Below are 25,417 nucleotides of genomic sequence, written 5' to 3'. Positions count from 1 at the left end.
CTCGCAAGCATCGGGTAGAAGTTCGGAAAGGAGGCGGCCCGGTGAATTTTCTCTTTAGTATCTTCAACGTATCTTATCAGCTCATGGACAGCTTTGCTTTCCTGATCATATCGGCGATAGGCTTGGCGATTATATTCGGTATGATGGGCATCGTCAATCTCGCTCATGGAGAGTTTATCATGCTCGGAGCGTATATTACGACATTGCTGGCGCACTCCCGTGTTCCATTGCCGTTGGCGGTCGTCGCGGCGACAGTTTTCGTAGCGATCTTCGGTTACATTGTTGACCGTTTAATTATTCGTTACCTGTATGGCCGTCCGTTGGATTCGGTAGTAGCGACCTGGGGGATCAGTCTTATTTTGGGCCAGGGCATGCTTATTCTTATGGGTCCTTCTTTACAGGGCATCTCGACTCCGCTCGGTTCCTTTACTTTAGGCGATGGATCCTATTCCTACTACAGGGTGGTTTTATTTGTTTGTGCTTTGGCTCTGCTGTTTTTCATGTACTGGTTGTTTATGCATACAGAGTTTGGACTAAGGTCCAGAGCGACGATGCAAAATCGCGCGGTTGCGCAAAGTTTGGGAACCAATACTTCCAGGATGTATACCATTACCTTTATGCTGGGGTCGGCATTCGCCGGGCTGACAGGCGGCCTGTATGCTCCGACGATGTCGATTTCGCCGACGTTCGGGTCCAGCTTCATTATGCCGAGCTTTGTTACGGTGATTGTCGGCGGCGCGAATCCGCTGGTGGGCACTTTATTATCCGGAGGCGCCTTGTCGGCAGTGAACAGTGTGCTGTCCATGCTTTATGGCACGCTGATCGGCAAATTGGGTCTTTTGGTCGTAGCGATTCTTTTCATTCGAATATTCCCGCTTGGTTTTTCAGGACTGATCGAGAAAAAATTAATGCGGGGGAGGTAACGGGCAATGAAATTTCGGTTGAATGCGGAGAATGTCATAGCGGTCTTGCTTTTTGCCGCCTTTATCTTGATCCCGTTGTTTGCATCCGCATATAAAGTGTTGAATGTGGCTAACTTCATGATTTCGGTGTTTCTGTCATTAAGTCTGGCTTTGATTTGGGGCTATACCGGGATTTTCAGCTTCGGTCAAACGATCTTTTTCGGTATCGGCGGTTATGTTTACGGCATTCTTTATTTAAATGTGGGCGAACCTTCCTTTACTCCCGTTGCTCTTGTCGCAGGCGTATTGGCGGCAGGCGTCGTGGCCTGGATTCTCGGTTATTTTATGTTCTACGGAGGAGTGAACGACGTTTTCGTCGGGCTGATTACGTTGTGCGTTACGCTCGTTCTGGAAACCTTCATGGCGCAGACGGCGGGCTCTGAATGGAAAATCGGCGACGTGCTGTTGGGAGGCTATAACGGGATCAACGGCATTCCTACCGTTTCCATCGGGTTCGGGGAAGCCTTGTTCACTTTCAACGGCAATAGCTTTTACTATTTAGTTCTCTTTTTGCTCATAGCCATATACCTTCTGCTTCGTTATCTGGTCGTTTCGAGGTGGGGATACGCGCTTCTCGCGATTCGGGAAAACAGAGAACGCAGTCATATGTTCGGGTATAATGTTCCCAAAATTCAGACGATGGTATTCACGTTAAGCGGCATGATAGCTTCATTAGGCGGCATTTTATATGCGGCATGGGGCAACTATATGACACCCTCCACCATGGGTCTGGCTGCAGCGACGCTGCCCGTCGTCCTTGTGGCAGCCGGAGGACGGAAGAACTTAACGGCGGCTATGGTTTTCACCCTGATTTATTCCTGGTTTTCCCAATATCTTTCCTCAAGCGGAAATCAGTTTGCCTTAGTCATTCTCGGCGTTTCGCTCCTGCTTGTCGTCAGGTTCGTTCCGGAAGGAATTATTGTCGAGCTTTTCAAAGGACTGGACCGCCTATTTTTTAACCGGAAAAAGGACGTGAATCCTATGCAAGTGATGAAGGAGGGTATCCATGGGAAATCTACGATCTGAAATTTCGCCGGTTTTGGAGCCCCCCCGGAAGGAAACGCTGCTGGAACTCCGGAACGTTGTCAAGCAGTTTGGCGGGTTAAAGGCGGTGGATGGCGTCAACATGTCGGTCAGGCGCGGTGAGCTGCGCTGCCTGATTGGTCCTAACGGTGCAGGCAAGAGTACCGTGTTTAAGTTGATTATGGGGATCTATCCTCCAACCCAGGGACATATACTGTTCAAAGGAAACGACATTACGAAATACGATACTTGGAAGAGGGCGCGTATGGGAATCAGCATTAAAATGCAGGTTCCCGGTGTATATGGAGAACTTTCATTGCGGGATAACATGCGGATCGCCACTCAAAATTTCGTCGAGCCGGGCGATGTCGAAGCTGAGATTGACCGTCTGCTTTCTTTCGTAGGCATTGAACAATTAGGCAACCCTCAGGTCAGCAATTTGTCTCATGGGCAGCAGCAATGGCTGGAAATCGCTATGGCGCTTGCTTCAAAACCGGACATCCTGCTGCTGGACGAACCGGCCGCCGGAATGGGGCCTGAGGAAACGGAATTTACCGCACAATTGGTGAAAAAGATGAATGAATCCGGCATCACGATTTTGTTTATTGACCACGATATGGAATTTGTCCGGCGGATAGCCGAGAATGTGACGGTACTGCATTACGGAAAGCCTTTTGCGGAAGGGACGTTGAGCGAAATTGAAGCGAATGAGGAAGTCGTCAGAATCTATTTGGGCAAGGTTTAACATTGCGGCTAAAGACATCAGACGGCTCGGGCAGACTGTGAGCTTAAGGGGGAAACCGGATGATTAAGGTAGAGAAGCTGGTATCGGGATACGGCAAGATCATGATCATTCGCGATGTGAATATTCACGTAAGGCAAGGGGAAATCGTGTCGATCATCGGACGTAACGGTGTAGGTAAAAGCACCTTTATGAAAACGCTGATTGGCCTGAATCATGCCAAAGAAGGAAAGATTTATTTCAAAGGACAGGACATTTCATCCAGCGCATCGCATGAAAGAGCTCGGATTGGCATCGGTTATGTTCCCCAGGGACACGGGATTTTTCCGAAATTGACGGTGGAAGAAAATTTGAAAATGGGTAGCCAAATTAATAAAAAGGAGGCCAATATCGACTTCGGCATATTATATGACTATTTTCCGAGATTAAGGGAGCGGCGAACCCAGAAGGCGGGCACGCTGAGCGGCGGCGAGCAGGCGATGCTCTCCATCAGCAGAGCTTTGGTCGGCAAACCGGAGCTGCTTTTATTGGATGAGCCTTCGGAAGGCATTCAGCCCAGTATTATTTTGCAAATCAGCGATATCATCAAACGGATTAATCGGGACTGGGGCTTGACCGTCCTGTTTGTGGAGCAGCATATCGGACTGATTCAACAGATGTCCGACCGCTGCTACGCGATGGATAAAGGGAGTATTGTAGGCGAACTCACGGCCGAAGTGATGGCCGATTACGATCAGATCAAACGCTATTTGGCCGTGTAGCCGAAAAACGTCGGTTATGAAATCAAATCTTATGGGATGAGGAGAGTCGAACCTAATGAAAGAAATCAGACAACCCGGAGCACATAGTTACGTATTCAGCCGTTATCTGGAGCCTATAGCCACAGTGAATCCGGGGGAAACCGTAGCCATCTATACGAGGGACGCCTTTGAAGATCGGGTTACGAAGGATACCGATATTCCGTCAAAAATATTGGGCAACTATTTAAATCCCCAAACAGGGCCTATCTTTGTCGAAGGGGCGGAGCCCGGCGATACGCTGGCAGTACACATTATGGACATAGAGCCGACCAGGGATTGGGCGGTTAGCGCGCATCTGCCTAACTTCGGCGGGTTAACGGCCACGAACACCACACGCACCTTGAACGAACCGCTTCCGGAGAAGGTGTTTATTTATAAACTGGAGGATAACGAGTTAACTTACAACAAGCGATTGAAATTTCCCTGGCGTCCGTTTTTAGGTACGATCGGTACGGCTCCGGAGCTTGAAGCGATATCCGCATTGACTCCGGCAGACCATGGGGGAAATATGGACGTACCCGATACGAAGCCGGGCAACACCGTTTATTTGCCTGTACGGGTGCCGGGAGCGTACTTCTTTACAGGAGATTGTCATGCAGGTCAAGGCGACGGTGAATTATGCGGTGTGGCTTTGGAGATTACGGCGAAGGTCACGCTGAAATTTGAATTAATCAAAGGGAAAGCCATTAAATGGCCCAGAATTGAAAGTCCCACGGAGCTTATGGTCGTAGGGAGCGCGCGTCCGATGGAGGATGCGGCACGCATCGCTTACGCGGAATTAATTGACTGGATGGTAGAGCTCGGCTGGGATCAATGGGAGGCCTATCAGGCGCTAACCCAAATCGGCAAGCTCCATGTCGGCAACATGGTAGACACTTATTATTCTTTGGTAGCCAAAATTGACAAGAAATACGCTCTGGTTCAGGATTAATGAAAAGAGAATCCGTATAAAAAGCCCTGGCGATTCTCCAATCCGAAGAATCCCCTTTAAGCAGACAAGTGTGCAAGAAGAGCACAACCGTTTACTTGGAGGGGCTTCTTCTTTATTTTCCTAAGCAAAAAACTATTGCTATGTAAGCGCTTATCACATAACATTATAAAATACACAATGTATACAATGATTTCCAAATAAAAAAGGAGTGGCAGCATTGGCTTATTTATTCAAAGCAAAGGAAGCGGCAGGATATCAGGATATCATCACCGAAGACCACGATTTAAAATATGTTGCGTTCGGAAAAATATCCTTAACTGCTGAAGGTGAAGACTATTCCAGCCAGACGGGCGGTTATGAAACGGCTTTAGTCCTTTTGACGGGTAAGGTGACGGTTGCTTGCGAGAATGAGAAGTGGACGGACCTGGGAGAAAGGAACAATGTATTTAAAGGGAAAGCAACTGCGGTGTACATCCCATGCCAATCCGGTTATCAAGTGACCGCGCAGTCGAATGATGTCCAAATCGCCGTATGCAAGGTTAAAGCGGAAAGCAAGTATGCGCCTTTCGTTGTCAGGCCGAACGAAGTCGTTGCCCACCCCCGGGGCAAGGAAACGTGGCGGCGGGAAGTCAATGATATTATCGGCGACAATGGCGAAGGCCGCGTCCACCGTATGATCCTGGGAGAGACCTATCTCCAGCCCGGGCATTGGTCAAGCTATCCCCCTCATAAATTTTCTTCAAATGAGCGGCATCTGGAAGCGTTTTTTTATTATCAATTCAATCCTGAGCAGGGGTATGGCATCCAAATGCATTACACGGAGGATCAAAGCATCGATCAAGCCTACGTAGTAAGACATGGAGACAGCTTCGCAGTGGATAGAGGATATCATCCGCTTAGCGCGGCGGGAGGGTATCCCATCTATTATTTGTGGGTGATGGCCGGAGACGATGGCAGGACGTTAGTGCCGTATTTTGATCCGGCTCATGAATGGCTGAAGTAAACGAATCATCAATGACCTGATGGCAATGCTCGATTGCAGTCGGGTCTTTGTTGACTTGCGGCGGTAAAGAAATCGATTGGGCTCGCAGCGGCAATCATATTCTCAAAAAAAAACGGGATGAACGTTTAGGGTTTGGGAAATTCTGTTAAGGGATGGTCCGAAAAACTTGATATGTAAGTTATTTATTAGTAAATATAAATTGGGGATGGGAAGTCCATGGCCGACTTTTCCGGAGATCATGTTCATCGTTTCGGGCAGCAGGAGCAGGCCATTGAAATAGACGCGAATCAAGGCAATTGATCCCTCCGTTGTGAATTTGAAGGATGCCTTTGCTTTTATATGATGGACAAGTACCATTAACGGAGGATGAACAAGCGCGGAGATTATCGGTTTCTGGCTACGATACAAATCGGAATCACGCTGGCCGGATTTCTGGCGAGTGCCTTTGCGGCAGATAGCTTTGCCGGGAGCTTGGCCCGTTTCATTTATGAAATGGGAGTGCCGATCTCGCAGAATCTATTGGAAAAGATATCCGTGATCTTTATTACGCTGGTGCTGTCCTACTTCACGTTAGTATTCGGTGAATTGGTGCCCAAGCGGTGGCCATGAAAAAAGCGGAAGCCATATCCATGATCGTGGTGCGGCCTTTGACCGCGCTGTCGGTGATCGCGTCTCCGTTTGTTAAGCTGCTGACAGCCTCCACCAATGTGATCGTTCGTCTATTCGGCGTGGATCCCCATGCCAATGACGAGCAGGTGACGGAAGAGGAAATCCGGATGATGGTGGATGTCGGCAAGGAGCGGGGAACCATTCAGGAAACCGAGAAAATGATGATCGACAATATTTTGAGTTTGACAATAAAGTCGTCTCCGATATTATGACTCACCGGACGAATATCGTGGCTATTCCGATCACGGCGACGCTCGAAGAAGTCGTGCAATTGATTCATATGGAGAAATATACGAGATTCCCGGTTTTTGAGAAGGGAATTGATAATATTGTAGGAATTCTACATGTAAAGGACATCATATTGTGTCTGGAAAGCCGTCATGAGCATGTTCTTGATATCAAGGATGTCATACGAGCACCGTATCTTGTTCCGGCGGCCAAGCGGATCGACGAACTGTTCAAGGACCTGCAGAAGAACAAGGTCCATATGGCGGTTGCCATTGATGAATATGGGGGAACAGCGGGTATTGTGACGATCGAGGATTTGCTTGAGGAAATCGTCAGCAATATTTTCGACGAGCATGATGAGGAAGAGAAGGAAGTCATCGCCATCGGTGAAAATACATTTATGGTACAAGGCTACACCAGTTTGGACGATGTGGAAAAATTGCTGGATATGGAACTGCCGACCGATGACTACGATACGTTAAGCGGGTTTTTGATAGGCCAATTGGGCCGAATACCCGAATTGGGCGAAAAACCGGTCCTGGAATGGAACGGCGTGGTCTTTAAGGCGGGGGAAGCGGATGAAAAACGGATACTAAAGGTAATCATTGACAAGTCAATGTGATCTAAAAAGCACGGACCGCCGGGTCGGTGCTTTTTGCTTATTTATTAATTGGAAACGTGCGGGAAAAGTGTCGAAATAGTAAGAGATTTGTTATTGACACTTTGTTAATAAATTTGTTACATTTTTTGTTATTAATACTTATTCAAAGGGAGATGCGACATGAGACAGAGAAAAGGCATGGGTACAGTTCTTTCCGCTGTATTGAGCTTGGCCTTATTGGCAGGCTGCGGTGCGCAACCTGCGGCAACCAACGGCGGGTCCGGGGCGGAAGCCGGAAATGGCGAACAGGTGGCTAAAATCGGTTACATCGGATTCCTTTCCGGAAGCGGGGCGGCCTATGGCGAAGCCCAAAAACAAGGTTTAGAGCTTGCTTTAACCGAGTTAAATGAAGCGAACAAAGGAAAATTAAAAATCGAGCTCATCACCGAAGATTCGGGAGGAAAGAAAGAAAGCGCTATCAATGCGGCCAATAAATTGATTAACCAGGATAAAGTCGTCGGGATCATCGGTCCGACCTTGTCCGGCGAAATGTTTGCGATTGGACCGGTAGCCAGTGAAGCGGAAACTCCGATTCTCGGAATCTCCAATACTGCCGAGGGCATTAACGACATCGGCGAATATGTATTCCGCAATTCCCTGCCTGAGTCCGTAGCGATTCCTGCCGCTATGGATGTGGCTGTGAAGAAGCACGGGATCAAGACAGCGGCTTTCATTTATGCGAAGAACGACGATTTCTCCGTATCCGGGTTTAAAACCATGAAGGCCACGGCGGAAAAGATGGGACTAACCAACCTGGGTGAAGAAACGTTCTCGAATGGGGATGTAGACTTCGCCGCACAGCTGACCAAAATCAAAGCAGCCAATCCGGATGCATTGTTCGTTTCGGCATTATATAAGGAAGGTTCTCTTGTTGTGAAAAAAGCACGCGAAATCGGTCTGAATGTACCGATTATCGGCGGCAACGGCTTTAACAATCCGCAAGTGTTGGAAATTGCCGGCCACGCGGCGGAAGGTCTTATCGTAGCCACGCCGTTCAGCCCTGACAAAAAAGACGAAAATGTACAAAATTTCGTGAAAAAATATGAAGAGAAATACGGCAAGAAACCGGATCAATTCGCGGCTCAGGCGTATGACGGGATGTATATCATGGCCCAGTCCCTTTTGAAAACGAATAAAGGCGGTGACCGTAACGCATTGCGTGACGAATTGGCCCAGCTGAAGGACTTCAATGGCGTATCGGGCAAGCTCTCCTTTGATGAAAAACGTAATCCGATCGGTGTGCCTGTCGTCGTTACGGTGAAAGCCGGCAAGTTTGTAACGTTCGAATAATCCACTCCATCTTTAGGCCCCCTTTGTGTAAGTTAATGAAGGTTTGAATAGTTAGGGAAACAAACAAGTTACCCGGGTGCTGCCCGGGTTGCTTGTTTCGTAAGCCCATTTTGAAAAAAAGGAGGAGACAGCGTGATTTGGCAGCAGCTCTTCAACGGATTGACCGTAGGAAGTACCTATTCATTGATCGCTATCGGCTATACGCTTATTTTCGGTGTGCTGCGCATTATCAACATGGCACATGGTCAGATCTTTATTTTCGGGTCGCTTGTGGGATTGAGTCTTACGGTTAATACCGGATTGCCGTTTATGGTCGCATTTCCCGTTGCGGTCATCGTATCGGGAATCTTGGGGCTTGTGCTTGAATTCACCGCGCTGCGGCCGCTAAGAAAAAAGAACGTACCGCATCTGGCGCCTCTAATCAGCACGATTGGTTTCGCAATCCTGATCGAAGAATTGACTCATGTATTCTTTGGAGCGGATTCCCGGTCGGTGCCGAGTGTCGGAGCGGCCGTTTTCCATATAGGACCCGTGCAGATGCGCGCGGCGGATCTGATCATCATCGGCATCTCACTGTGTTTAATGGTCATTCTGAATTATTGGATTCAAAAGACCAAAATGGGTAAGGCGCTCAGAGCAACTGCGGAAAATACGGAAACCGCAGGGATTCTTGGCATCAATACGAACGCCGTCATTATTATGACCGTGGTGATTGCTTCGGCTCTGGGCGGCATCGCCGGCATGCTGATCGGTATTGCTTATTCGGCATTAATCCCCTCGATGGGTCTTACACTGGGCTTCAAAGGCTTGGCTGCCCTTATCCTTGGCGGAGTCGGCAGCATTCCCGGGGCCATGGTGTGCGGCGTGCTGATCGGCATGTCGGAAGTATTGGCCGTTGCTTATGGTGATTCTTCCTACAGGGATGCCGTGGCCTTCGGTATGATTATTGTCATCCTTCTCATCCGGCCGCAAGGTCTGTTTGGGAAAAAGGCGTAAAGGGGGAACATGAGAAGAAAATGGACTTTTTAAATCCTTATACGCTGCAGGTTTTCACCTTTTTGTTCCTGAATTTGATTTTGGCTATCAGTATTTATATTACGTTGTCTACGGGACAGCTTTCGCTTGGACATGCAGGGTTTATGAGTATTGGAGCGTATACCGCATCCATTGCTACCAAATCGGCGGATTTGCCGTTAATTGTGGCGTTGATTCTCGCAGTGACCATTACCGGAATTGTGGCTTTAATTATCGGTTATCCCACATTAAGACTTCATGGACTGTATCTGGCTATTGCTACCCTTGGTTTCGGCGAGGTTGTCCGGGTCATTATGCTGAACCTGGAAATCACCAACGGTGCGCTGGGTCTGACCGGATTGCAATCGATCGGAACGCGGTTATACGAGCTGGAGAAGTTAATTGGACTGGATGCATCCGTTTTGGGGATTTCCGTATCTCAAATGAAAGCCTTATCGACCTTAATTGCGATGATGCTTTTATTTATCGTTATTTTATTATGCCAAATTCGTCTGGACCGTTCCCGGGTCGGCCGGGCGTTCAGCGCCATCCGTGCGGATGAAACAGCGGCCCGCGCCATGGGCATCAATATTACGTATTACAAGATGCTGGCTTATTTGATCGGTTCCATGCTCGCGGGGCTGGGCGGCGGCCTCTATGCCCACATTACGACGAGCATCACGCCGGACGATTTCAATTATCACCGGGCTGTGGAAATATTATCGTTTGCCGTTGTCGGCGGTTCGGAAGTCATTATCGGTCCGCTCTTCGGGGCGGCGTTGTTAACGGGATTGCCGGAGTATTTGCGCGTTCTGGCCGAATACAAAATGATCTTCTACGGCACCTTGCTGATCCTCGTTATGGCGTTCCGTCCGCATGGCTTGATCACGGCCAGCACATTTGCCAAATGGAAACAACGCAAAAGCAAAACTTCCGGCAAAGGGGGGCTGTAGCATGCTGCTCGAATTGAAGCAAATCGGTAAAACATTCGGCGGGATTAAGGCGCTGTCGGATGTGAATTTCAGTCTGGACAGAGGCCAGATCCTTGGTTTGATCGGACCGAACGGGGCTGGAAAAACGACGATTTTCAACATGATCACGGGCATTTTTCCGCCGACGATAGGAAGCATCGTCTTTGACGGAACGAATCTGTTGAAGCTGCCTCCGCACAAAATTACGGAGCTTGGCATCGCCCGTACCTTTCAAAACATCCGTTTGTTCGGCCATATGAGCGCTTTGGAAAACATTAAGGTCGGGATGCATACGGTAACCAAATCCGGTTACTGGGCTTCTCTGCTGCATCTGCCTGGCCAAAAGAAAGAAGAAGCCCATGTACAGGAGCGTTCGATGAAACTGCTTGAATTCGTCGGCCTGAAGGACGTCGCAGACATCCGATCCGATACGCTGGCGTATGGACAGCAGCGCAGACTCGAAATCGCCCGCGCGCTGGCGACGAATCCGAAGCTGCTTTTGCTTGATGAACCGGCGGCGGGAATGATCGAAAGCGAGACGCATGAGCTCATGAACCTGATCCGTAAAATCCGGGACAACGGTACGACGGTCCTGCTCGTCGAGCATGATATGCCGCTGGTCATGACCCTGTGCGATAGAGTGGTGTGCATCAATTTCGGCGTGAAAATTGCCGAAGGCTCACCTGAGGAAATCCAAAACCATCCTGATGTCATCGAGGCTTACCTCGGGAAGGAGGATGACTGATGCTTGCGATCCAAAATCTCGAAACGTACTATGGCAATATTCGCGCATTAAAGGGCATTTCGCTTGAAGTGCCCGAAGGGAAAATCGTTTCTCTGATCGGCGCTAACGGGGCCGGGAAGACGACGCTGATGAAGACGGTAGCTGGTGTGCTTACGCCGCGGAGCGGTTCCATCACCCTTAACGGTAAGCAGGTGCAGGGAATGAAGCCTCACCAATTGGTCAAGGAAGGGCTGGCTTTGGTTCCGGAAGGCCGTCAGGTGCTGGCTCCGATGACCGTACTCGAGAACCTGGAGCTTGGCGCTTACCAGCGCAACGATCGCCAAGGTATTCAACAGGATATCGAGAAGATGTTCGCCTGGTTTCCGATTCTGAAAGAGCGGGTGGACCAGCTTGCCGGAACGATGTCCGGCGGACAGCAGCAAATGCTTGCCATCGCGCGTGCGCTGATGTCCCGTCCGAAGCTGCTGCTGCTCGATGAGCCTTCTATGGGATTGGCTCCGATCATTGTTTCCGATATCTTTAAGGTCATCCGGCAGATCAATCAAGAAGGAACGACGGTGCTGATCGTGGAGCAGAACGTTCGGCAGGTGCTCAAGATAGCCGATTACGGTTATGTTCTCGAATCCGGACAAATCGTTCTGAGCGGCGAGGCGCAGGATTTACTTCACAATGATAGGGTGAAAGACGCGTATCTGGGTGGAAAGAAGCATGCTTGAGAGATGACCGATCCACCCGATGGTTAACAAGGGCAGTCCGAATGATATTTTCATTCGGGCTGTCTTTTTTCTATGCATACAGATTCGAGTAGATAGAGCCGCCCGGACCCCGGCGATCTTAAAAATGAAAGACGTAGTCTATTGCCGTTTCAATATATTTTCTATCACATATTTTAATATAAAGTCCGGGGAGCTTACGCACCTTCCGGGTTTGACCACGATCGGTTCGTCCATCAAAGGGTGGCGGCAACAAAATCAAAAAAACGGAGGGATGTTGATGAGCGCTATATTTACGGACCGTTATCCTGATGGATGGGTTTCCAAGTATTTTGTCATTCCATTGCCTCCTATCAGGAGAACAACAGCTTTAATCATTTCCGGACGCCGACACCCATGGCCTGAACAACTCACGATCTCCGTTTATATCAATGGTGAACTGATGGATCAGGCAGAGATCCAAGAAGGCCATTTCACCATGCAAACGAAAATGAAACCCGTAATGCAGGGAAAGCTGCTGATTATCTCCAGCTCTGTTTTTGTACCGAAGGAAAAAGGGATCAGCGAAGATACAAGGAAACTCTCCTTTTTGCTTGATGATATCGTCATTCCCGAACTGCCTGATGCGATGGAACCGTATCATGATCTGCTCGATTTCAAGCCAAGAAACATTTTTAACTGCACAGACGAACCCCTATGGGACCGGTTATCCTTCATTTTTGCCGATACGTATAAAATTCCCGATAAAGAAATGCTGCATCCATTTAAGAACAGTTTGTGGTGGGACAAGAGGTCTGACAGCCTATCCTCTATAAGCGGTATGGTGTATGACAAATTTACGGGACGGTTTTTAACGGAGGGGACGGTTCAGATATTCAACAAAGACCAAATCCTGGTCAGGAAAATAGGGATTAATAAGAAGGGGTACTATCAGTGTAAGGGGCTGCCGGCCGGAGCATACCAAGTGGTAGGCCAATCCAGTCGATATGGTGATCAGATCATTAGGGTTCATATGGATGGCTTTTCTAAGGTAATCCATATTCCCATGCTGCCGCATTCAAACAAACAGGCTCTTGACAGCTGGGGTACCGATAAGGAGGTTTCATTTATGAAAATCTTGCTTGTCACCTACTGGTTTGTTCCTCATATAGGTGGAGTCAATACGTACTTAAACGTGCTGAAACAAGGCTTGGAAAAACTCGGACATCAGGTGGACATACTGGCCCATCATCCGGATATGAATAAAATTTATCGATTGAGTGATCAGCTCACGATAGAAAAAAATCCCATTTTATTTCCTGTGCACGACATCATGATGGACTATTTTGACCAGGAGCTTCCGGAATTGGAGCCTTGGGCCCGCTTTCGGGAGATTGAGCGATATGTGTTTGAAATGGCATCGGCCTTGATCGGCCTGGATCAATATGATTTGATTCATACGCATGACGTCATTTCCACCAGAGCGATTTCCCGGGTTAAACCTGTACAAGCTGCCCATGTCGCCACCATTCACGGGCTGCTGAATGAAGAGTTTTTTTTCTACGGCGGCATGAATAACATACATGTTATTTGAGCCATTGGTTTTCTAAATTTTTAAGATAATTTTGTGGATCGCGTTTAAACCGTTTGCGCATAACACTATCGCTCAACCGGTTATTCCATTTTTCTTTCTGTTTCTTGTAGCTTGTGTAGTCGACCATCCTTAAACGGGCGATTAGGTTTTCCTGTTTAAGTCCATCATCAACGAGCACAACCATCTCACCATTCCGTAAGATGTATTCGTTCCAGTTGCGTAGCCCGGTCATCCGACGGTGTCGTGTCTTCGTAGCTCGGAAGAAGCGTTCCAGATCGTTGTTCGTTCTTGGCACATGATAATGATCGTAGCAAGTGAAGAGTCCCTTCCAGAATCCCTTGCTGTAACTAAGGAGATTGTTAACCATTTCCAGATCATTCTCTTCGGTATAGGAAAGCCGAACCCAATCCAACAGCTTTGTCATTTCCCATTCAACTGTCTTGCTTGTCTTATCCATGCTGGGTTCAAGGATTTCTGCAATGTGACGGATTGGCTTCATCCAGCGAGCGACTTTCTCGTATTGTTGCTGAAGGGAATCGACTTTACTAAATATTCTGAAAACGTTTTGAAGTAGGGTGGCCCCCTTTTTTATCCAAGCATTTTTGAAGGGACGCTTGAATGGCTTGGGCCTGTTCATAGATACGCATACCGGGTAAATCTAATGGAGGATTTCCGTCTTCCAAGAGCAATGCACGTACGGCAGCAACGTAACCCTTCGCGATGCTTGCTTCTTGTGAATCCGACTGTTCGATTTTCCGCTCGACTTCACGAATGCCGCGCATGCTTTTCTTGAGCTCGGTCTTTAACTTTCGATCGACATCAACAACCGGTTTCGCGATGTCTTTTAAATAATGGTACTGGCAATATTGATAAGGCACATCGGGCAAAAGCGTCTCCATCGCTAGACGAATGGATTGCTGTCCATCACTAACAATACCGACGATCGGATAGCCTTGCTCGATGATCGGTTGGATGAGCGTTTGTAACTCGGCAGATGAACCACTTTTCATGTTTTTTGCTATTAAGACAGTACCGCTGAATACTTCACGAATTACATAAAGTGTCTCATTGCCTTTCTCTGGCTGGACGCCATCCATAGACAAGATAATACCGCCGTTTTGTTCTGTGACTTCAGCCAGCACTTTCTTCGTATGTTCAGTAAGACTAGCAGCAAGCAATGTTTGATACCGTTCATACAGATTTTGTGCGCTCCGTTCGGATGTCTGAACACCTCTCGCGTTCAATTCATCCGCAATCTCCTTGCGGGTCATATGCCGTTTGAAGCGAAGTTCACCAACTAGGCAAACAACGTCGAAGCCGTAAGGAGAATGCTTCATGCTTATTGCTTCTGCTTCCGCCGATTTGTAGTATACACCTGGCTTCGGGCAATCTGGATTTTCGCAATGGTAGGCCATGCTCCAAACGTGAACGACTTCTTTCAATGTGGCGATTTTCTTATTCCATGCTGTATGTGAACGACGTAATTTCTGTTGGCAGTGAGGACAATTCTTATGTTCAGGTCTAAAGTATATTCTCCGTTGTGGACGCAGACGGTTTTTGGAAAGCAATGCGGGTCAACTCCTTTGGAAATTTTGACCGTAATTACTTCGACAAACCGTTAGGAAGATCCTGTTAGTTATTCATGCCGCCGTAGTTTTTTTGACCAAGGAAATCGCGGATACCGGGTCTTCGAGCTGGCAATACAGCTTTATTGAGGAACATATGGGAGCATCCTCCGCAGATATCACGATATTTTCCAGCGAATGGCTCCGGAGAGAATATACGAACCGGTTTTTTGTTTCAAGCAATCATCTTGCCGTCATTCCTTATGGGCTGGATACCGCTTCCATTGTCGCCCAAGCGAACGGGAATCCGCGTGAAAACCGGATGAACGGTAAAATGGTAATCATTTGCCCGGCGAGATTAGTTTCTTATAAGGGACAGTCATATTTAATCGAAGCGCTTGGCAAGCTTTTGCACGAAAGGGATGATTTCATCTGTCAATTTGCCGGTGACGGTCCTGCAATGGAAGAGCTGGTTCCTATGGCGGATCAATTCCGTTTAACAAAACACGTGCAATTTTTAGGCAACCAGCAGGATATGATTCACTTGTATAAACAGGCGGATATCTTTGTCCTGCCAACCCTGATCGAGAACCATTCATTGGCCGTGATGGAGGCTCAGATTGTAGGTCTTCCCGTGATCACAACGCGTGTGGGAGGAAATGCGGAATTAATTATTCCGGACCATACGGGGCTGCTGGTTGAACCGCGCAATCCGGAAGAGCTGTATGAAGCGATAGTAAAACTGATGAACGATCCGTCTCTGCGGGTTCGATTGGCAGAAATGGGTAAACAATGGGCACGCAAATATTGGCATCCGCAAATCATGATTGATCGGACGGCAGAGGCATACGAGACGGCCCGGCAAATGAACAAAAGTCGTTATGGAAAGAATAAGAAACGGAGGGAAATCCATTGACCAGACCAGATGGGAGGCTTCTTCCTCCGGCAGGCTATTATCGGACCGTAGAGGAATGGTTCTCGGCGTGTCAATCGAATGGCAACCCGACGGAAGGAAACAAGCTGGATTTTTTTTCTGAACATGACAGTCAATTTAGTACACCTAAAGGGCTGGATGAAGCGTTCACTCCCCGGGAATATCACCAGCGTCTTCATCACAGCGCATTTGTGGCCGTTATCCCCGGCGGCAGGCTATGGGGACCGAGAGGCGCGGTCATCACGCCGGACTTGATTATTATTATTTCATCGGGAATAAAATGCAGCCGTCGAAAAGCTTGTTTGAATATAACAAGGTTAGAGAAGTAAGCCGAGCGGCACAGGGAATTGAAGTGGATATCGATCGGCTGAGGAGCATGATGAAACGCACAGGGATGGATATATGATAAACCCCAACGTATAGGTTACCCCGAACGCATAGGTTCGGGGTTTGGTTTTGGCAAAGGGAGACGCGAACTTGTTCGAACCGTATACGATGCCGTAGCGGTTGCAGACCGCATAGCTTATTTCAGCTTCTTTTCAGCTTTGTGTGCTATGCTCGGAAAAAAAGGGAAAGTGAGATGGGGGAAGGGAGCGAGATGAAAGAGAGATCGATTCAATGGCTTATGGCCGTGTCGGCCGTATCTTTTCTGGTCTGGATGGGAGGATTGGCGTGGACACTGCAGCATTATTTCAGCGATGCAGCGCCCGCTCCTATAGAGAGGGCTCCTGCAGCCCAGGACGAGCCGTATACACCCGTGGTGGAGGACGGGAGCTTCCGGGTGCTTGCGCTTGGCGATTCTTTGACCAGAGGGACGGGAGACCCGGAAGGAAAAGGCTATGTCGGCTATATGCTGGATCGCCTCAAGGAGAAGTCGGAGCAAGAGATTGTGGTGGAGAATTACGGGGTAAACGGACAAACCTCCGGCCAATTGGCTTCGCTCCTTCGGGAAAGAGAACTGCAGGCTCAAGTGAAAGCCGCTGACGTCATTGTCATCAGTATAGGCGGGAATGACTTGTTCCGGGGCGGGGAAACACTGGGGCACCTGGATCCGGTGAAGATTCAGGAAATCGAGTCTGCCTATTTGCGCGAACTGGATGGAATTCTGAAGCAGCTTCGCGAGGAAAACGCCGCCGCACGCATTTTTCTGATCGGGTTGTACAATCCGTTCATTGAACTGCAGGAAACGGAAATCACAAGCAGGATCGTAAGAGACTGGAACTATAAAGCCGCCGAGGTCGCGTCCCGGTATCCGCAAACCGTCCTGGTTCCGACCTTCGACTTGTTTCAATTGAAGGTGCAGGATTATTTGGCGAGGGACTTGTTCCACCCTAATGCAGACGGGTACCGCTTAATCGGGGAAAGGGTCGCTTCGTTAATTACTTGGTAGGAGGTGGGCGCATGAGCGATATTACATTGTCGGTGCAGGGCCTGAGAAAGGTCATTGGGAAGCGGGAAATCATTCAAGGCCTCGACTTGGAGTTAAAGCGCGGCGAGGTGTTTGGTTTTTTGGGGCCGAACGGCGCCGGGAAAACGACAACCATTCGAATGCTGGTAGGGCTGATTAAGCCTACGGCGGGTTTCATTCGCATATGCGGCTATGATATCGATAAGCAGTTCCCCGAGGCGATGAAGAATCTGGGCTGTATTGTTGAAAATCCGGAGCTGTACTCCTACTTGAGCGGATGGAGTAATCTGCAGTATTTTGCCCGAATGATGGATGGGATTGACGAAACAAGGATTTCGGAAGTGGTTCAGTTGGTCGGGCTCGGCGCAAGAATCCACGATAAGGTGAAGACTTACTCGCTGGGTATGCGCCAAAGGCTTGGCATCGCTCAGGCTTTGCTGGGGAGACCGAAAGTGCTGATTTTGGATGAACCGACCAATGGGCTCGACCCCTCCGGCATTCGGGAGATGAGGGAGTTCATACGCTATCTGGCGGAAAAAGAAGGCTTAAGCGTGCTGGTGTCCAGTCATTTGTTAAGTGAAATTCAAATGATGTGCGACCGCGTTGCGATTATTTCTAAAGGACGGGTCGTTCAAGTAGGCACGGTACACAGCCTTCTGGCTCGGCAGGAACGGGTCATCTGGCGGCTAGCTCCTATATCGAAGGGGATCCGGGTTTTGCAGGGGCTGGCGGGTTCGGTACAGATGGAGGGGGATGCTGTGATTACCCCCTATATCGAACAGGAAGTCGGCAGGTGGAATCAAGCGCTGGTGGAAGCGGGAGTAACCGTGACGGAGATGAGCCGCAAGCTTCCCTCTCTTGAGGATCTATTCATAGAACTGACGGGAGGGCAAAGCATTGATTAACCTGATTTACAATGAAATGGTGAAGCTGACCGGAAAAAGAAGACTTCTGGTCGTTACGCTGATTATCGGGATTCTGATCTCCCTGTTTACATATGCACAGTATCGGCAGGCGGAAGAAAACCGCAAACGATTCGGCGATATCGATTGGCGTACGGCTTTGGAACAGCGCATCGCCAATTGGGAGAACCGGTTAACCAACCCCCGGACGACGGAGGAATCGCGCCAAAGTCTGGAGATTCGTATCGCGCAGCAGCGGTATTATTTGGACCATGACATTAATCCGTCCGAGCCGGGAGCTCCGACGTTCGCAAGGGGCTTTGTGGAGAACAGCATCCATCTCCTTCTGCCCTTAATGGTGATGGTGGTCGCTGCGGATCTGGTATCCTCGGAGCATAGCTCCGGAACGATGAAGGTCCTGTTGACGCGACCTGTAAGAAGATGGCGAATTTTGCTCAGCAAATATTTGGCGCTGCTGTTATCGGTATCGTTCATTATTACGCTGTTTGGCTTGCTGTCGACCGTCATATCCGGGCTGGTGTTCGGCTTTCAGGGCTGGACAGCGCCGGTCCTTACCGGATTCTCAGTCAGCGGGGGGCAGCTGGATTCCTCGGGTGTGCGAATGGTACCCCAGTGGCAGTTTATCCTGATGGCACTCGGTCTGGCGTGGTTTGTCTCGGTGGTGGTTGCTACGATTACGTTTATGCTCTCGGTCCTGGTCCGGAGCACCGCCGCCGTTATGGGGATCATGCTGGCTTGTCTTATTGCCGGGACGATTCTGAATGCGATGGTCGCTTCCTGGGAATCGGCCAAATATCTGTTTATGGTCAATCTGCAGCTTATCGATTACCTGGAAGATGCGGCTCCGCCGATCGCCGGCATGTCGCTGGGCTCCTCGCTGCTGGTGCTTTCGGTCTGGGGCGCCGCGGCGCTGGTGATTTCTTTTGCAGCGTTTACCGGACGGGATGTCTATTGAACCAAAGGATTCGCAGAGCTTTTTCGCTGCTGTCGATGAAGATCATATCATGTTATAATCCGGTTCATCAGGGAATAATACCATCCGATAAAAATCGAAGGAGGGGGAGAATATGGCTGCACTTAACCAGGATCAAATTCAACAGATCAAAGCGGTTAATGATCAACGTAAAGTCCGGCTTTCAGACGGAACTTTCGTACCTAGACTGGGTCAGGGAACCTGGCATATCGGGGATGACCCGGCGAAGAGAAAAGAGGAGATCCGAACCTTGAGACTCGGCGTGGAGCTCGGAATGTCTCTTATCGACACGGCTGAAATGTACGGCGAGGGAAGATCGGAGTCTCTGGTCGGGGAAGCGCTGGAAGGGATAAGAGATGAAGTTTTTCTGGTATCCAAGGTGTACCCGCATAACTCGGGACTGAACCGTATAGCCCGAAGCTGTGAGGACAGCCTGAGGCGGTTGAAGACGGACAGGCTCGACCTTTATCTGCTGCATTGGAGAGGGAGCGTTCCTTTAAGCGAAATGATCGAAGGCATGGAGCGCTTGGTTAAAGCGGGGAAAATTTTGCGATGGGGCGTTTCGAATCTGGATACGGACGATATGAAAGAGCTGGTCCGTCTGGATAAAGGAACGCATTGTGTGACCAATCAGGTGCTTTATCATTTGGGGTCCCGCGGTATAGAGTATGACCTGCTTCCCTGGCAAAGAGAACGCCGCATGCCGATTATGGCCTACTGTCCTATAGCGCAGGCAGGCTCTTTAAGAAGAGGGCTGGTAGAAAACCCGGTCGTCAGGGAGATTGCCGAACGGCATGGGATTACACCTTTTCAGCTTCTTTTGGCATGGTGCATAAGAAGCGGTGACGTCATCGCCATACCTAAGGCATCGACAGAAGAACATGTTACAGCCAATGCCGCGGCAGGACGCATCGAATTAACGGAAGTAGATATAAAAAAACTGGACGAAGCATTTCCCAGCCCTTCCAGAAAAGTTCCTCTCGATATCGTATGATCGTGTTGAAGAAGGTGCGTGACATGGAACATTTTACAATGGATTCAATCTTTGAGGCGATAGGGGAGCTGTTCTCGGACGAAACCTCTATTGTCGTTTCAAACACTGAGGAATATGTGTATTACCGGCCAAGCAAAAGGATCAATCTTAAAATCAAGCCCGGCGACCCGATTAAAGAGGGGACCATTACGCATAAAGCGTTAACCGCCCGGCAAAAAATCTCCGAGTTTATTGACCGGGATATATTTGGCGTACCTTATTACGGCATGGCGGTGCCTATCATTCAAGAAGGCGTTTTAACGGGGTGTGTTTCTGCGATATTCCCAACCTTGACGACCGGAAAATCGGTAGTGACCGTAAAATATCACGACGGATGGGTTCCGATCCCTTTTCCGGAAGTAATGTATCTGGAGGCCAGCGACCGCAAAACCTATGTGGTGACCGAGAAGCTGTCCGGTACGCATAAATATACGCTGAACGAATTTGATTTCTTTTTGCCGAAGGATTACTTTGTGCGATGCCATCGCTCCTATATCGTAAATGTAAACCACATCAAGGAAATTTATCCTGATACTCATTCGACCCTTGTGCTCATCATGAAAAACCAAACCAAAATCACGGTCAGTCAATCGTACACCAGTTATTTCAGGAAATTGCTCGCGTTCTGAAAAAAATCTCTGTTTCATCAGCCGATCTTTGTGCTCTATCCCGATTTTAATCCATTTCATCCGAAAAATCCTCTCCCTTGACGGCCATCGTTTAAAATAAATGCAAAGACTAGTCGATTGGGGGAGAGCCTTTTGGAAAGCGTTTATCATCGAATCAGAAACCAACACCTGCAATACAAAGTTGTTTCTGCGGAAGAAGCTGCTTCCTGGATTAAAGACGGTATGACACTGGGGCTGAGCGGCTTTACACGTGCAGGAGATGCGAAAGCGGTTCCCATGGCGTTGGCGGAACGCGCCAAAACCGAAAGATTGAAAGTGAATGTGTACACCGGCGCATCGCTGGGATCGGATATTGATAAATTATTCGCTGAAGTCGGCTTGCTGCATAAACGTCTTCCTTTCCAAGCGGACCCTACGATGCGAAAAAAGATTAATCAGGGAGAATTTTACTTTATAGATCAGCATTTATCGAAAACGTCTGAAATGGTTCGCGGCCAAGTACTGGAGCCGATTGATTTCGCTATTGTGGAAGCGATTGCAATCACGGAGGACGGGATGATTATTCCGTCGACTTCCGTAGGCAATTCGATGGTCTTCGCACAGCATGCGAAGTCCATTATCGTTGAAATCAACATGGCGCAGCCGCAGGCGCTGGAAGGGCTCCATGATTTATATGAGCCGGGCAGGCAAGGGGAACGTTTGCCTATCCCTATCACGAAGCCGGATGACCGGATCGGGTCCGTGGGAATACCGGTGGACATGGGTAAAATCCGGGGGATCGTCTTCACGAACCAGTCCGATTCTCCATCCACCATCTCTGTGCCGGACAAGGAGACGGATACGATCGCTCAGCACCTGATTTCCTTTCTGCGTAAGGAAGTTGAGGCGGGTCGCTTAACGAAGCGGCTTGCCCCTTTACAGTCCGGGATCGGGTCGGTCTCCAATGCGGTCCTTCATGGTTTTCTGAAATCGGAATTTACGGATCTGGAAGTTTACTCCGAAGTATTGCAGGATGCCGTCTTCGATTTAATGGATGCGGGTAAAGTCAGCTTTGCTTCCTGTTGCTCGATAACGCTGTCCGCCCCCGCCATGGAACGTGTGTTCCCTAACTTGGATAAATACCGCGATCGGCTCATTTTAAGGCCGCAGGAGCTCTCCAATCACCCTGAAGTGATTCGCCGTATGGGAATCATCGCGATCAACACGGCGTTAGAGTTCGATATTTACGGCAACGTGAACTCGACACATGTGATGGGAACGAACATGATGAATGGTATTGGAGGCTCGGGGGATTTTGCCCGAAACGCCCGTCTGGCGATTTTTGTAACGAAATCCACCGCCAAAGACGGAAATATATCGAGTATCGTGCCGTTTGTTTCTCATGTGGATCATACGGAGCACGATGTGGATGTGGTGGTCACCGAGCAAGGCTATGCCGATTTGCGCGGATTGGCGCCGAGAGAGCGTGCGGAGCTTATTATTGAACGGTGTGCGCATCCGATGTACCGCGAGCAGCTGAAGGAATATTATAATGAAGCCCTGACAAGGGGAGGGCAAACCCCTCATGTCCTGGAAAAGGCATTTTCCTGGCATACGAATTTCGCGCAGACCGGGACCATGCTCCACAAAATGCTGCAAACAGGATAAGAAAAGAAAGTGCCTTCACAGGCGTATGACGAGCTGGCCGCTTGGCCGGCTTTTTTTGTGTGGGGGTTAAAGGAAATATACATCATCTATCGAAATTTGTATATGTTACGGAGAGGAGGGATTCAGATATGGGCAATTCCAAGTACGAAAAGCATTACTCGGAGACGGGACTGTGGTCAAAGCTGGGCAGGTATGCCAAGGATGCGGGAATGAAAGTGGTGTACTGCGGCTTGCTGCTTTTTTATGCGCTGGGGAGTCCCAACATCCCTTTAAAGACCAAGGTGCAAATCTATGGAGCGTTGGGCTATTTCATACTCCCTTTGGATATTGTGCCCGATCTGCTCCCTGTACTTGGGTACGTAGATGATTTAGGGGCGCTGATGTTGGCTGTTGGAACCGTCGCTATGAATATTGATGAAGCTGTGAAGCTGAAGGCGAAAAATAAATTAAAGGATTTCTTTGGCGAAGATGCCGATCAACATCCGGATATCATCGATGTGGATGCGCAGATCGTCGAGGATGGGGATTCGTCTCCCGCCAAGCCATGACGGACTCCGCATAAAGATCCGCTAGTCGTCAAAAGACTCCGGTATATAGGGCAAGGTGTCCATATAGCGGAGTCTTGAGCATGGAATAGCGGATGTTAAGTAACACTTTTGGCAATGACAAATTCATCGGCGAGCATTGTCCATATTTCGGGATCCTCCATCCCTAAACGCCAAAGGGCAATCCCTCGGATACCCAAACGGTGGGCCAGCTGCAGCTTGGCGCGAATGCTTGCAGCATTCTCAAACCATACCTCATGCTGATTTCCGGCTTCGTCTGTATATGCAAACATGGGCGTCTGCGTTTTCTGATCGAAAACGACCGGTTTATTATATTTTTTGGCACGTTCCATCGCCATGTCGTAAGTCACATACGTGTTCCGGTTGGTCGTTAAATTGAAATCAAAACCGAATACGGAAACGGCCGCCGTAATTTTTCTGCCCGGCATTTTGGTTAACGCATATTTGACGACGTTCTCCATCCATCCGATGGAAACTACCGGTCCGGGGCCGCTGCCGGGCCAACCGTGCTCGTTGTACAGCATGACGACAAATTCGTCGACAGCCGCCCCGATGACCGCATAATTGAAGGGAGCGGAAAAAGGATTTGTAGGAGCGTCCGAGGTTCGTGACGGGGTGGCGACGGAATAATAATACCCCCTGCTTTTTAATTCCCGTCCTAATTCTCTGTAGAAAGAGTTAAGCAGCTCGCGGTCTTCATAGTGGACATCTTCGAAATCGATATTTACACCGTCAAAGTTATAGTTTTGCAGGAGCGCGATGATATTTTGAATAAACGCTTTGCGGGTGTCGGGATTGGTCAGCATCCGCCGGATCACTTCTTTATTGACCTCCTGTTTTCCCCGTTCATACAGCAGATTATGGATGGTAGCGAGCATTTTAATATTGTGGCGGTGGCCTAGCCCCACGACCTCCCGCATATAAGCATCTTCAAATAAAGGAAACTTCTCGATTTGCTCCGGGTTTTCCCTGTCTATACGGAAATGGAACATGCCGATATTGGACAGCCTGTCTGTATTTTCCGAGAAGACCTTGTAAGAGCTGGGTAATGTCGGACCTTCTTCCTCCGTATAATAACCGAATATTTCCTGGATCGGCCGTTCTCCGTCGTGAGGGACCAGATTGACGATATCGCGGAAAATCCAGCCCGTCCGTCCATTGTACAGGCGAACCTGAACCCAATCCCCGGCGATGCCGGTCAGCGGAAGGCGGGCGCCGCGATCCATTCGGGCGATGACCGGAAAAGCCGTCCCCGCGCTGCCGCGTACATTGGCGGTATCCGCATCGACGACGGCCTCCGTATAGATGGGAATGCGCAGCCGCTGACCCGGCCGGAGCGCGGCCGATGTCAGCCTGTTAAGCATCATGATCGCTTCTATCGTCGTATTAAATCTCAGTGCAATCGAGTAAAGCGAATCGCCGGGCTGCACGACATATTCAAACGGCACGGATACCGGAATGGTTAACGTTTGTCCGACGTACAAACCGGGTGCAGTCAGGCGGTTTGCTTTCATGAGCGCCTCTATGGCGACTCCAAACCGTCCGGCAATCAGATAAAGGGTATCGCCTCGTTGAACAACATAATTCAGCATGAGTTACCTTCCTTTACCATTTGATCGTGTTATCGCACTATACTATGCCAAAAGCCCATCTAAGGAAAGCTTCTTTTTGGAGATGAGCGATATGGTTTTGGCGGAGGGCTTATTCAACCGATATTTTGGCTTCCCTGTACAAGGGGAGAGGGAATCTGAGGACGAGCATCCCCTCTGCCAATTTGGCGGATACCGTATTCCATTGTACCGGGTAAGGAAGGCGGATGCTGCGCTCGAAGGTACCCGTATATCGCTCCGACAGGATGGAATCCTCGATGGGTATTCTGTTATTTTTCATTCCTTTGATAATTAGCGAATCGCCAATCATCGTTAGATCCAATTCTTCCTTACGGATTCCGGGCAGCTCCACAAGAATGAAGGTTTCGTCGCTCGTACTGAAGATGTCCACCGGTGGGCTCCAGCTCTCGGGGGTTGTGGACAGGGGGTCGTCTTGATCATTGGAATCCATGATGGTCCCCCAAAAGTCACCGGTGGCGCATTGATTCGCCAATTCCATCCATTCTTTTACTTTCTTCATATTCATTCCGCTCACTCCCGAAGGAAGGACTTAAAACTGATTGGTCACCGGAGCCGAAGGGTTAGCGATTTGATCCTGATCGCTGATATCCGGATCTATAACAGCGTTAAACATGTTCGAGACCGTCAGGGAGATATCGCCCAGAGCAAAGTTGGCTCCGATCATTTTGGTGTTTGCAGTATGGCTGTTATGCACAGTTGCACCAATATCAATATTGCCGTTCTGCGTTACACCGTTTGTTTTCATATTAGCGATATTTATGAGAAAAGGCATGCACAAGTCCT

The 25,417-nt window shown here is 49.1% G+C and carries 27 protein-coding genes and 1 pseudogene; 23 read left to right on the top strand and 5 right to left on the bottom strand.

Annotation, left to right across the window (positions count from 1 at the left end):
• Positions 1 to 41: 41 nt before the first annotated feature.
• From EXW96_RS23780 to EXW96_RS27880, 14 genes and pseudogenes are all read left to right on the top strand, one after another.
• A complete protein-coding gene (locus EXW96_RS23780; protein WP_235594176.1) occupies positions 42 to 923 on the top strand; it encodes an ABC transporter permease subunit in 882 nt (293 codons plus the stop codon).
• Between the two features lie 6 nt (positions 924 to 929).
• Positions 930 to 1,988, top strand: coding sequence for an ABC transporter permease subunit (locus EXW96_RS23775; RefSeq protein WP_062410018.1), 1,059 nt, complete (start codon positions 930 to 932; stop codon positions 1,986 to 1,988).
• On the top strand, positions 1,969 to 2,730 hold the full coding sequence (locus EXW96_RS23770) for an ABC transporter ATP-binding protein (RefSeq protein ID WP_054818349.1): 762 nt from the start codon (positions 1,969 to 1,971) through the stop codon (positions 2,728 to 2,730). Before EXW96_RS23775 ends, EXW96_RS23770 begins: the two co-directional genes overlap by 20 nt.
• A 59-nt stretch (positions 2,731 to 2,789) precedes the next feature.
• Positions 2,790 to 3,488: an ABC transporter ATP-binding protein gene (locus EXW96_RS23765; protein ID WP_062410017.1), complete on the top strand. Its 699-nt coding sequence runs from the start codon at positions 2,790 to 2,792 to the stop codon at positions 3,486 to 3,488.
• 55 nt (positions 3,489 to 3,543) lie between these two features.
• Positions 3,544 to 4,458 carry an acetamidase/formamidase family protein gene (locus EXW96_RS23760; protein WP_074727695.1) on the top strand — a complete coding sequence of 305 codons (915 nt, stop codon included), beginning with the start codon at positions 3,544 to 3,546 and terminating at the stop codon, positions 4,456 to 4,458.
• A gap of 217 nt (positions 4,459 to 4,675) precedes the next feature.
• Positions 4,676 to 5,461 (top strand): 5-deoxy-glucuronate isomerase, encoded by a 786-nt coding sequence (gene iolB / locus EXW96_RS23755; RefSeq protein ID WP_174351575.1) that lies wholly within the window; start codon positions 4,676 to 4,678, stop codon positions 5,459 to 5,461.
• A gap of 366 nt (positions 5,462 to 5,827) precedes the next feature.
• Positions 5,828 to 6,342: pseudogene (locus EXW96_RS28695) on the top strand (CNNM domain-containing protein).
• A 17-nt stretch (positions 6,343 to 6,359) separates the two neighbouring features.
• Complete coding sequence (locus tag EXW96_RS27885; RefSeq protein ID WP_309225206.1) at positions 6,360 to 6,980, top strand: hemolysin family protein; 621 nt, start codon at positions 6,360 to 6,362, stop codon at positions 6,978 to 6,980.
• Between the two features lie 159 nt (positions 6,981 to 7,139).
• A complete protein-coding gene (locus EXW96_RS23745; RefSeq protein ID WP_062410013.1) occupies positions 7,140 to 8,309 on the top strand; it encodes an ABC transporter substrate-binding protein in 1,170 nt (389 codons plus the stop codon).
• Between the two features lie 132 nt (positions 8,310 to 8,441).
• The gene (locus EXW96_RS23740; protein ID WP_074727688.1) at positions 8,442 to 9,305 is read left to right on the top strand and encodes a branched-chain amino acid ABC transporter permease; all 864 of its coding nucleotides are present in this window, start codon (positions 8,442 to 8,444) and stop codon (positions 9,303 to 9,305) included.
• A 20-nt stretch (positions 9,306 to 9,325) separates the two neighbouring features.
• Positions 9,326 to 10,276 (top strand): branched-chain amino acid ABC transporter permease, encoded by a 951-nt coding sequence (locus EXW96_RS23735; RefSeq protein WP_174351574.1) that lies wholly within the window; start codon positions 9,326 to 9,328, stop codon positions 10,274 to 10,276.
• 1 nt (position 10,277) lies between these two features.
• Positions 10,278 to 11,039 carry an ABC transporter ATP-binding protein gene (locus EXW96_RS23730; RefSeq protein WP_174351573.1) on the top strand — a complete coding sequence of 254 codons (762 nt, stop codon included), beginning with the start codon at positions 10,278 to 10,280 and terminating at the stop codon, positions 11,037 to 11,039.
• Positions 11,039 to 11,755 (top strand): ABC transporter ATP-binding protein, encoded by a 717-nt coding sequence (locus EXW96_RS23725; RefSeq protein ID WP_054818345.1) that lies wholly within the window; start codon positions 11,039 to 11,041, stop codon positions 11,753 to 11,755. Before EXW96_RS23730 ends, EXW96_RS23725 begins: the two co-directional genes overlap by 1 nt.
• Positions 11,756 to 12,032: 277 nt before the next feature.
• A complete protein-coding gene (locus EXW96_RS27880) occupies positions 12,033 to 13,325 on the top strand; it encodes a glycosyltransferase (protein WP_254611539.1) in 1,293 nt (430 codons plus the stop codon).
• Here EXW96_RS27880 and EXW96_RS23715 read toward each other — a convergent pair.
• On the bottom strand, positions 13,318 to 13,824 hold the full coding sequence (locus EXW96_RS23715; RefSeq protein WP_054820364.1) for a hypothetical protein: 507 nt from the start codon (positions 13,822 to 13,824) through the stop codon (positions 13,318 to 13,320). The two genes, EXW96_RS27880 and EXW96_RS23715, sit on opposite strands and share 8 nt — an antisense overlap.
• A 46-nt stretch (positions 13,825 to 13,870) precedes the next feature.
• Positions 13,871 to 14,740, bottom strand: coding sequence for a transposase (locus tag EXW96_RS23710; protein ID WP_254611176.1), 870 nt, complete (start codon positions 14,738 to 14,740; stop codon positions 13,871 to 13,873).
• A 307-nt stretch (positions 14,741 to 15,047) separates the two neighbouring features.
• On the opposite strand from EXW96_RS23710, the gene EXW96_RS23705 reads away from it, so the two are divergent.
• The 9 genes from EXW96_RS23705 to EXW96_RS23665 all read left to right on the top strand — a co-directional run bounded on the left by EXW96_RS23705 (position 15,048) and on the right by EXW96_RS23665 (position 22,985).
• Positions 15,048 to 15,806: a glycosyltransferase family 4 protein gene (locus EXW96_RS23705; RefSeq protein WP_174351572.1), complete on the top strand. Its 759-nt coding sequence runs from the start codon at positions 15,048 to 15,050 to the stop codon at positions 15,804 to 15,806.
• Entirely contained in the window at positions 15,803 to 16,153 is a 351-nt protein-coding gene (locus tag EXW96_RS23700) for a hypothetical protein (protein WP_174351571.1), read from the top strand. Before EXW96_RS23705 ends, EXW96_RS23700 begins: the two co-directional genes overlap by 4 nt.
• Before the next feature lie 269 nt (positions 16,154 to 16,422).
• The gene (locus EXW96_RS23695) at positions 16,423 to 17,214 is read left to right on the top strand and encodes a GDSL-type esterase/lipase family protein (protein ID WP_137670950.1); all 792 of its coding nucleotides are present in this window, start codon (positions 16,423 to 16,425) and stop codon (positions 17,212 to 17,214) included.
• Between the two features lie 11 nt (positions 17,215 to 17,225).
• Positions 17,226 to 18,137, top strand: coding sequence for an ABC transporter ATP-binding protein (locus tag EXW96_RS23690; RefSeq protein ID WP_137670951.1), 912 nt, complete (start codon positions 17,226 to 17,228; stop codon positions 18,135 to 18,137).
• Positions 18,130 to 19,110 carry an ABC transporter permease gene (locus tag EXW96_RS23685; RefSeq protein WP_174351570.1) on the top strand — a complete coding sequence of 327 codons (981 nt, stop codon included), beginning with the start codon at positions 18,130 to 18,132 and terminating at the stop codon, positions 19,108 to 19,110. Before EXW96_RS23690 ends, EXW96_RS23685 begins: the two co-directional genes overlap by 8 nt.
• Before the next feature lie 112 nt (positions 19,111 to 19,222).
• Entirely contained in the window at positions 19,223 to 20,122 is a 900-nt protein-coding gene (locus EXW96_RS23680; RefSeq protein ID WP_174351569.1) for an aldo/keto reductase, read from the top strand.
• 23 nt (positions 20,123 to 20,145) lie between these two features.
• On the top strand, positions 20,146 to 20,790 hold the full coding sequence (locus EXW96_RS23675) for a LytTR family DNA-binding domain-containing protein (RefSeq protein ID WP_054818338.1): 645 nt from the start codon (positions 20,146 to 20,148) through the stop codon (positions 20,788 to 20,790).
• Positions 20,791 to 20,922: 132 nt separating this feature from the next.
• Positions 20,923 to 22,437, top strand: a complete 1,515-nt coding sequence (scpC, locus tag EXW96_RS23670) for a succinyl-CoA:acetate CoA-transferase ScpC (protein ID WP_062410005.1) — start codon at positions 20,923 to 20,925, stop codon at positions 22,435 to 22,437.
• A 128-nt stretch (positions 22,438 to 22,565) separates the two neighbouring features.
• The gene (locus EXW96_RS23665; protein ID WP_174351568.1) at positions 22,566 to 22,985 is read left to right on the top strand and encodes a YkvA family protein; all 420 of its coding nucleotides are present in this window, start codon (positions 22,566 to 22,568) and stop codon (positions 22,983 to 22,985) included.
• Positions 22,986 to 23,080: 95 nt separating this feature from the next.
• Here EXW96_RS23665 and EXW96_RS23660 read toward each other — a convergent pair whose 3' ends face one another.
• The 3 genes from EXW96_RS23660 to EXW96_RS23650 all read right to left on the bottom strand — a co-directional run bounded on the left by EXW96_RS23660 (position 23,081) and on the right by EXW96_RS23650 (position 25,406).
• Positions 23,081 to 24,595, bottom strand: a complete 1,515-nt coding sequence (locus EXW96_RS23660; protein ID WP_174351567.1) for a LysM peptidoglycan-binding domain-containing protein — start codon at positions 24,593 to 24,595, stop codon at positions 23,081 to 23,083.
• A gap of 109 nt (positions 24,596 to 24,704) precedes the next feature.
• The gene (locus tag EXW96_RS23655; RefSeq protein ID WP_054818336.1) at positions 24,705 to 25,139 is read right to left on the bottom strand and encodes an Hsp20/alpha crystallin family protein; all 435 of its coding nucleotides are present in this window, start codon (positions 25,137 to 25,139) and stop codon (positions 24,705 to 24,707) included.
• 24 nt (positions 25,140 to 25,163) lie between these two features.
• Positions 25,164 to 25,406, bottom strand: coding sequence for a spore germination protein (locus EXW96_RS23650; protein ID WP_054818335.1), 243 nt, complete (start codon positions 25,404 to 25,406; stop codon positions 25,164 to 25,166).
• Between the last annotated feature and the right edge of the window lie 11 nt (positions 25,407 to 25,417).

This window comes from Paenibacillus sp. JMULE4 (genome assembly GCF_013337105.1).
In the GTDB taxonomy this organism is placed as follows: Bacteria; Bacillota; Bacilli; order Paenibacillales; family NBRC-103111; genus Paenibacillus_G; species Paenibacillus_G naphthalenovorans.
This window is presented reverse-complemented; position numbering and strand designations above follow the sequence as displayed.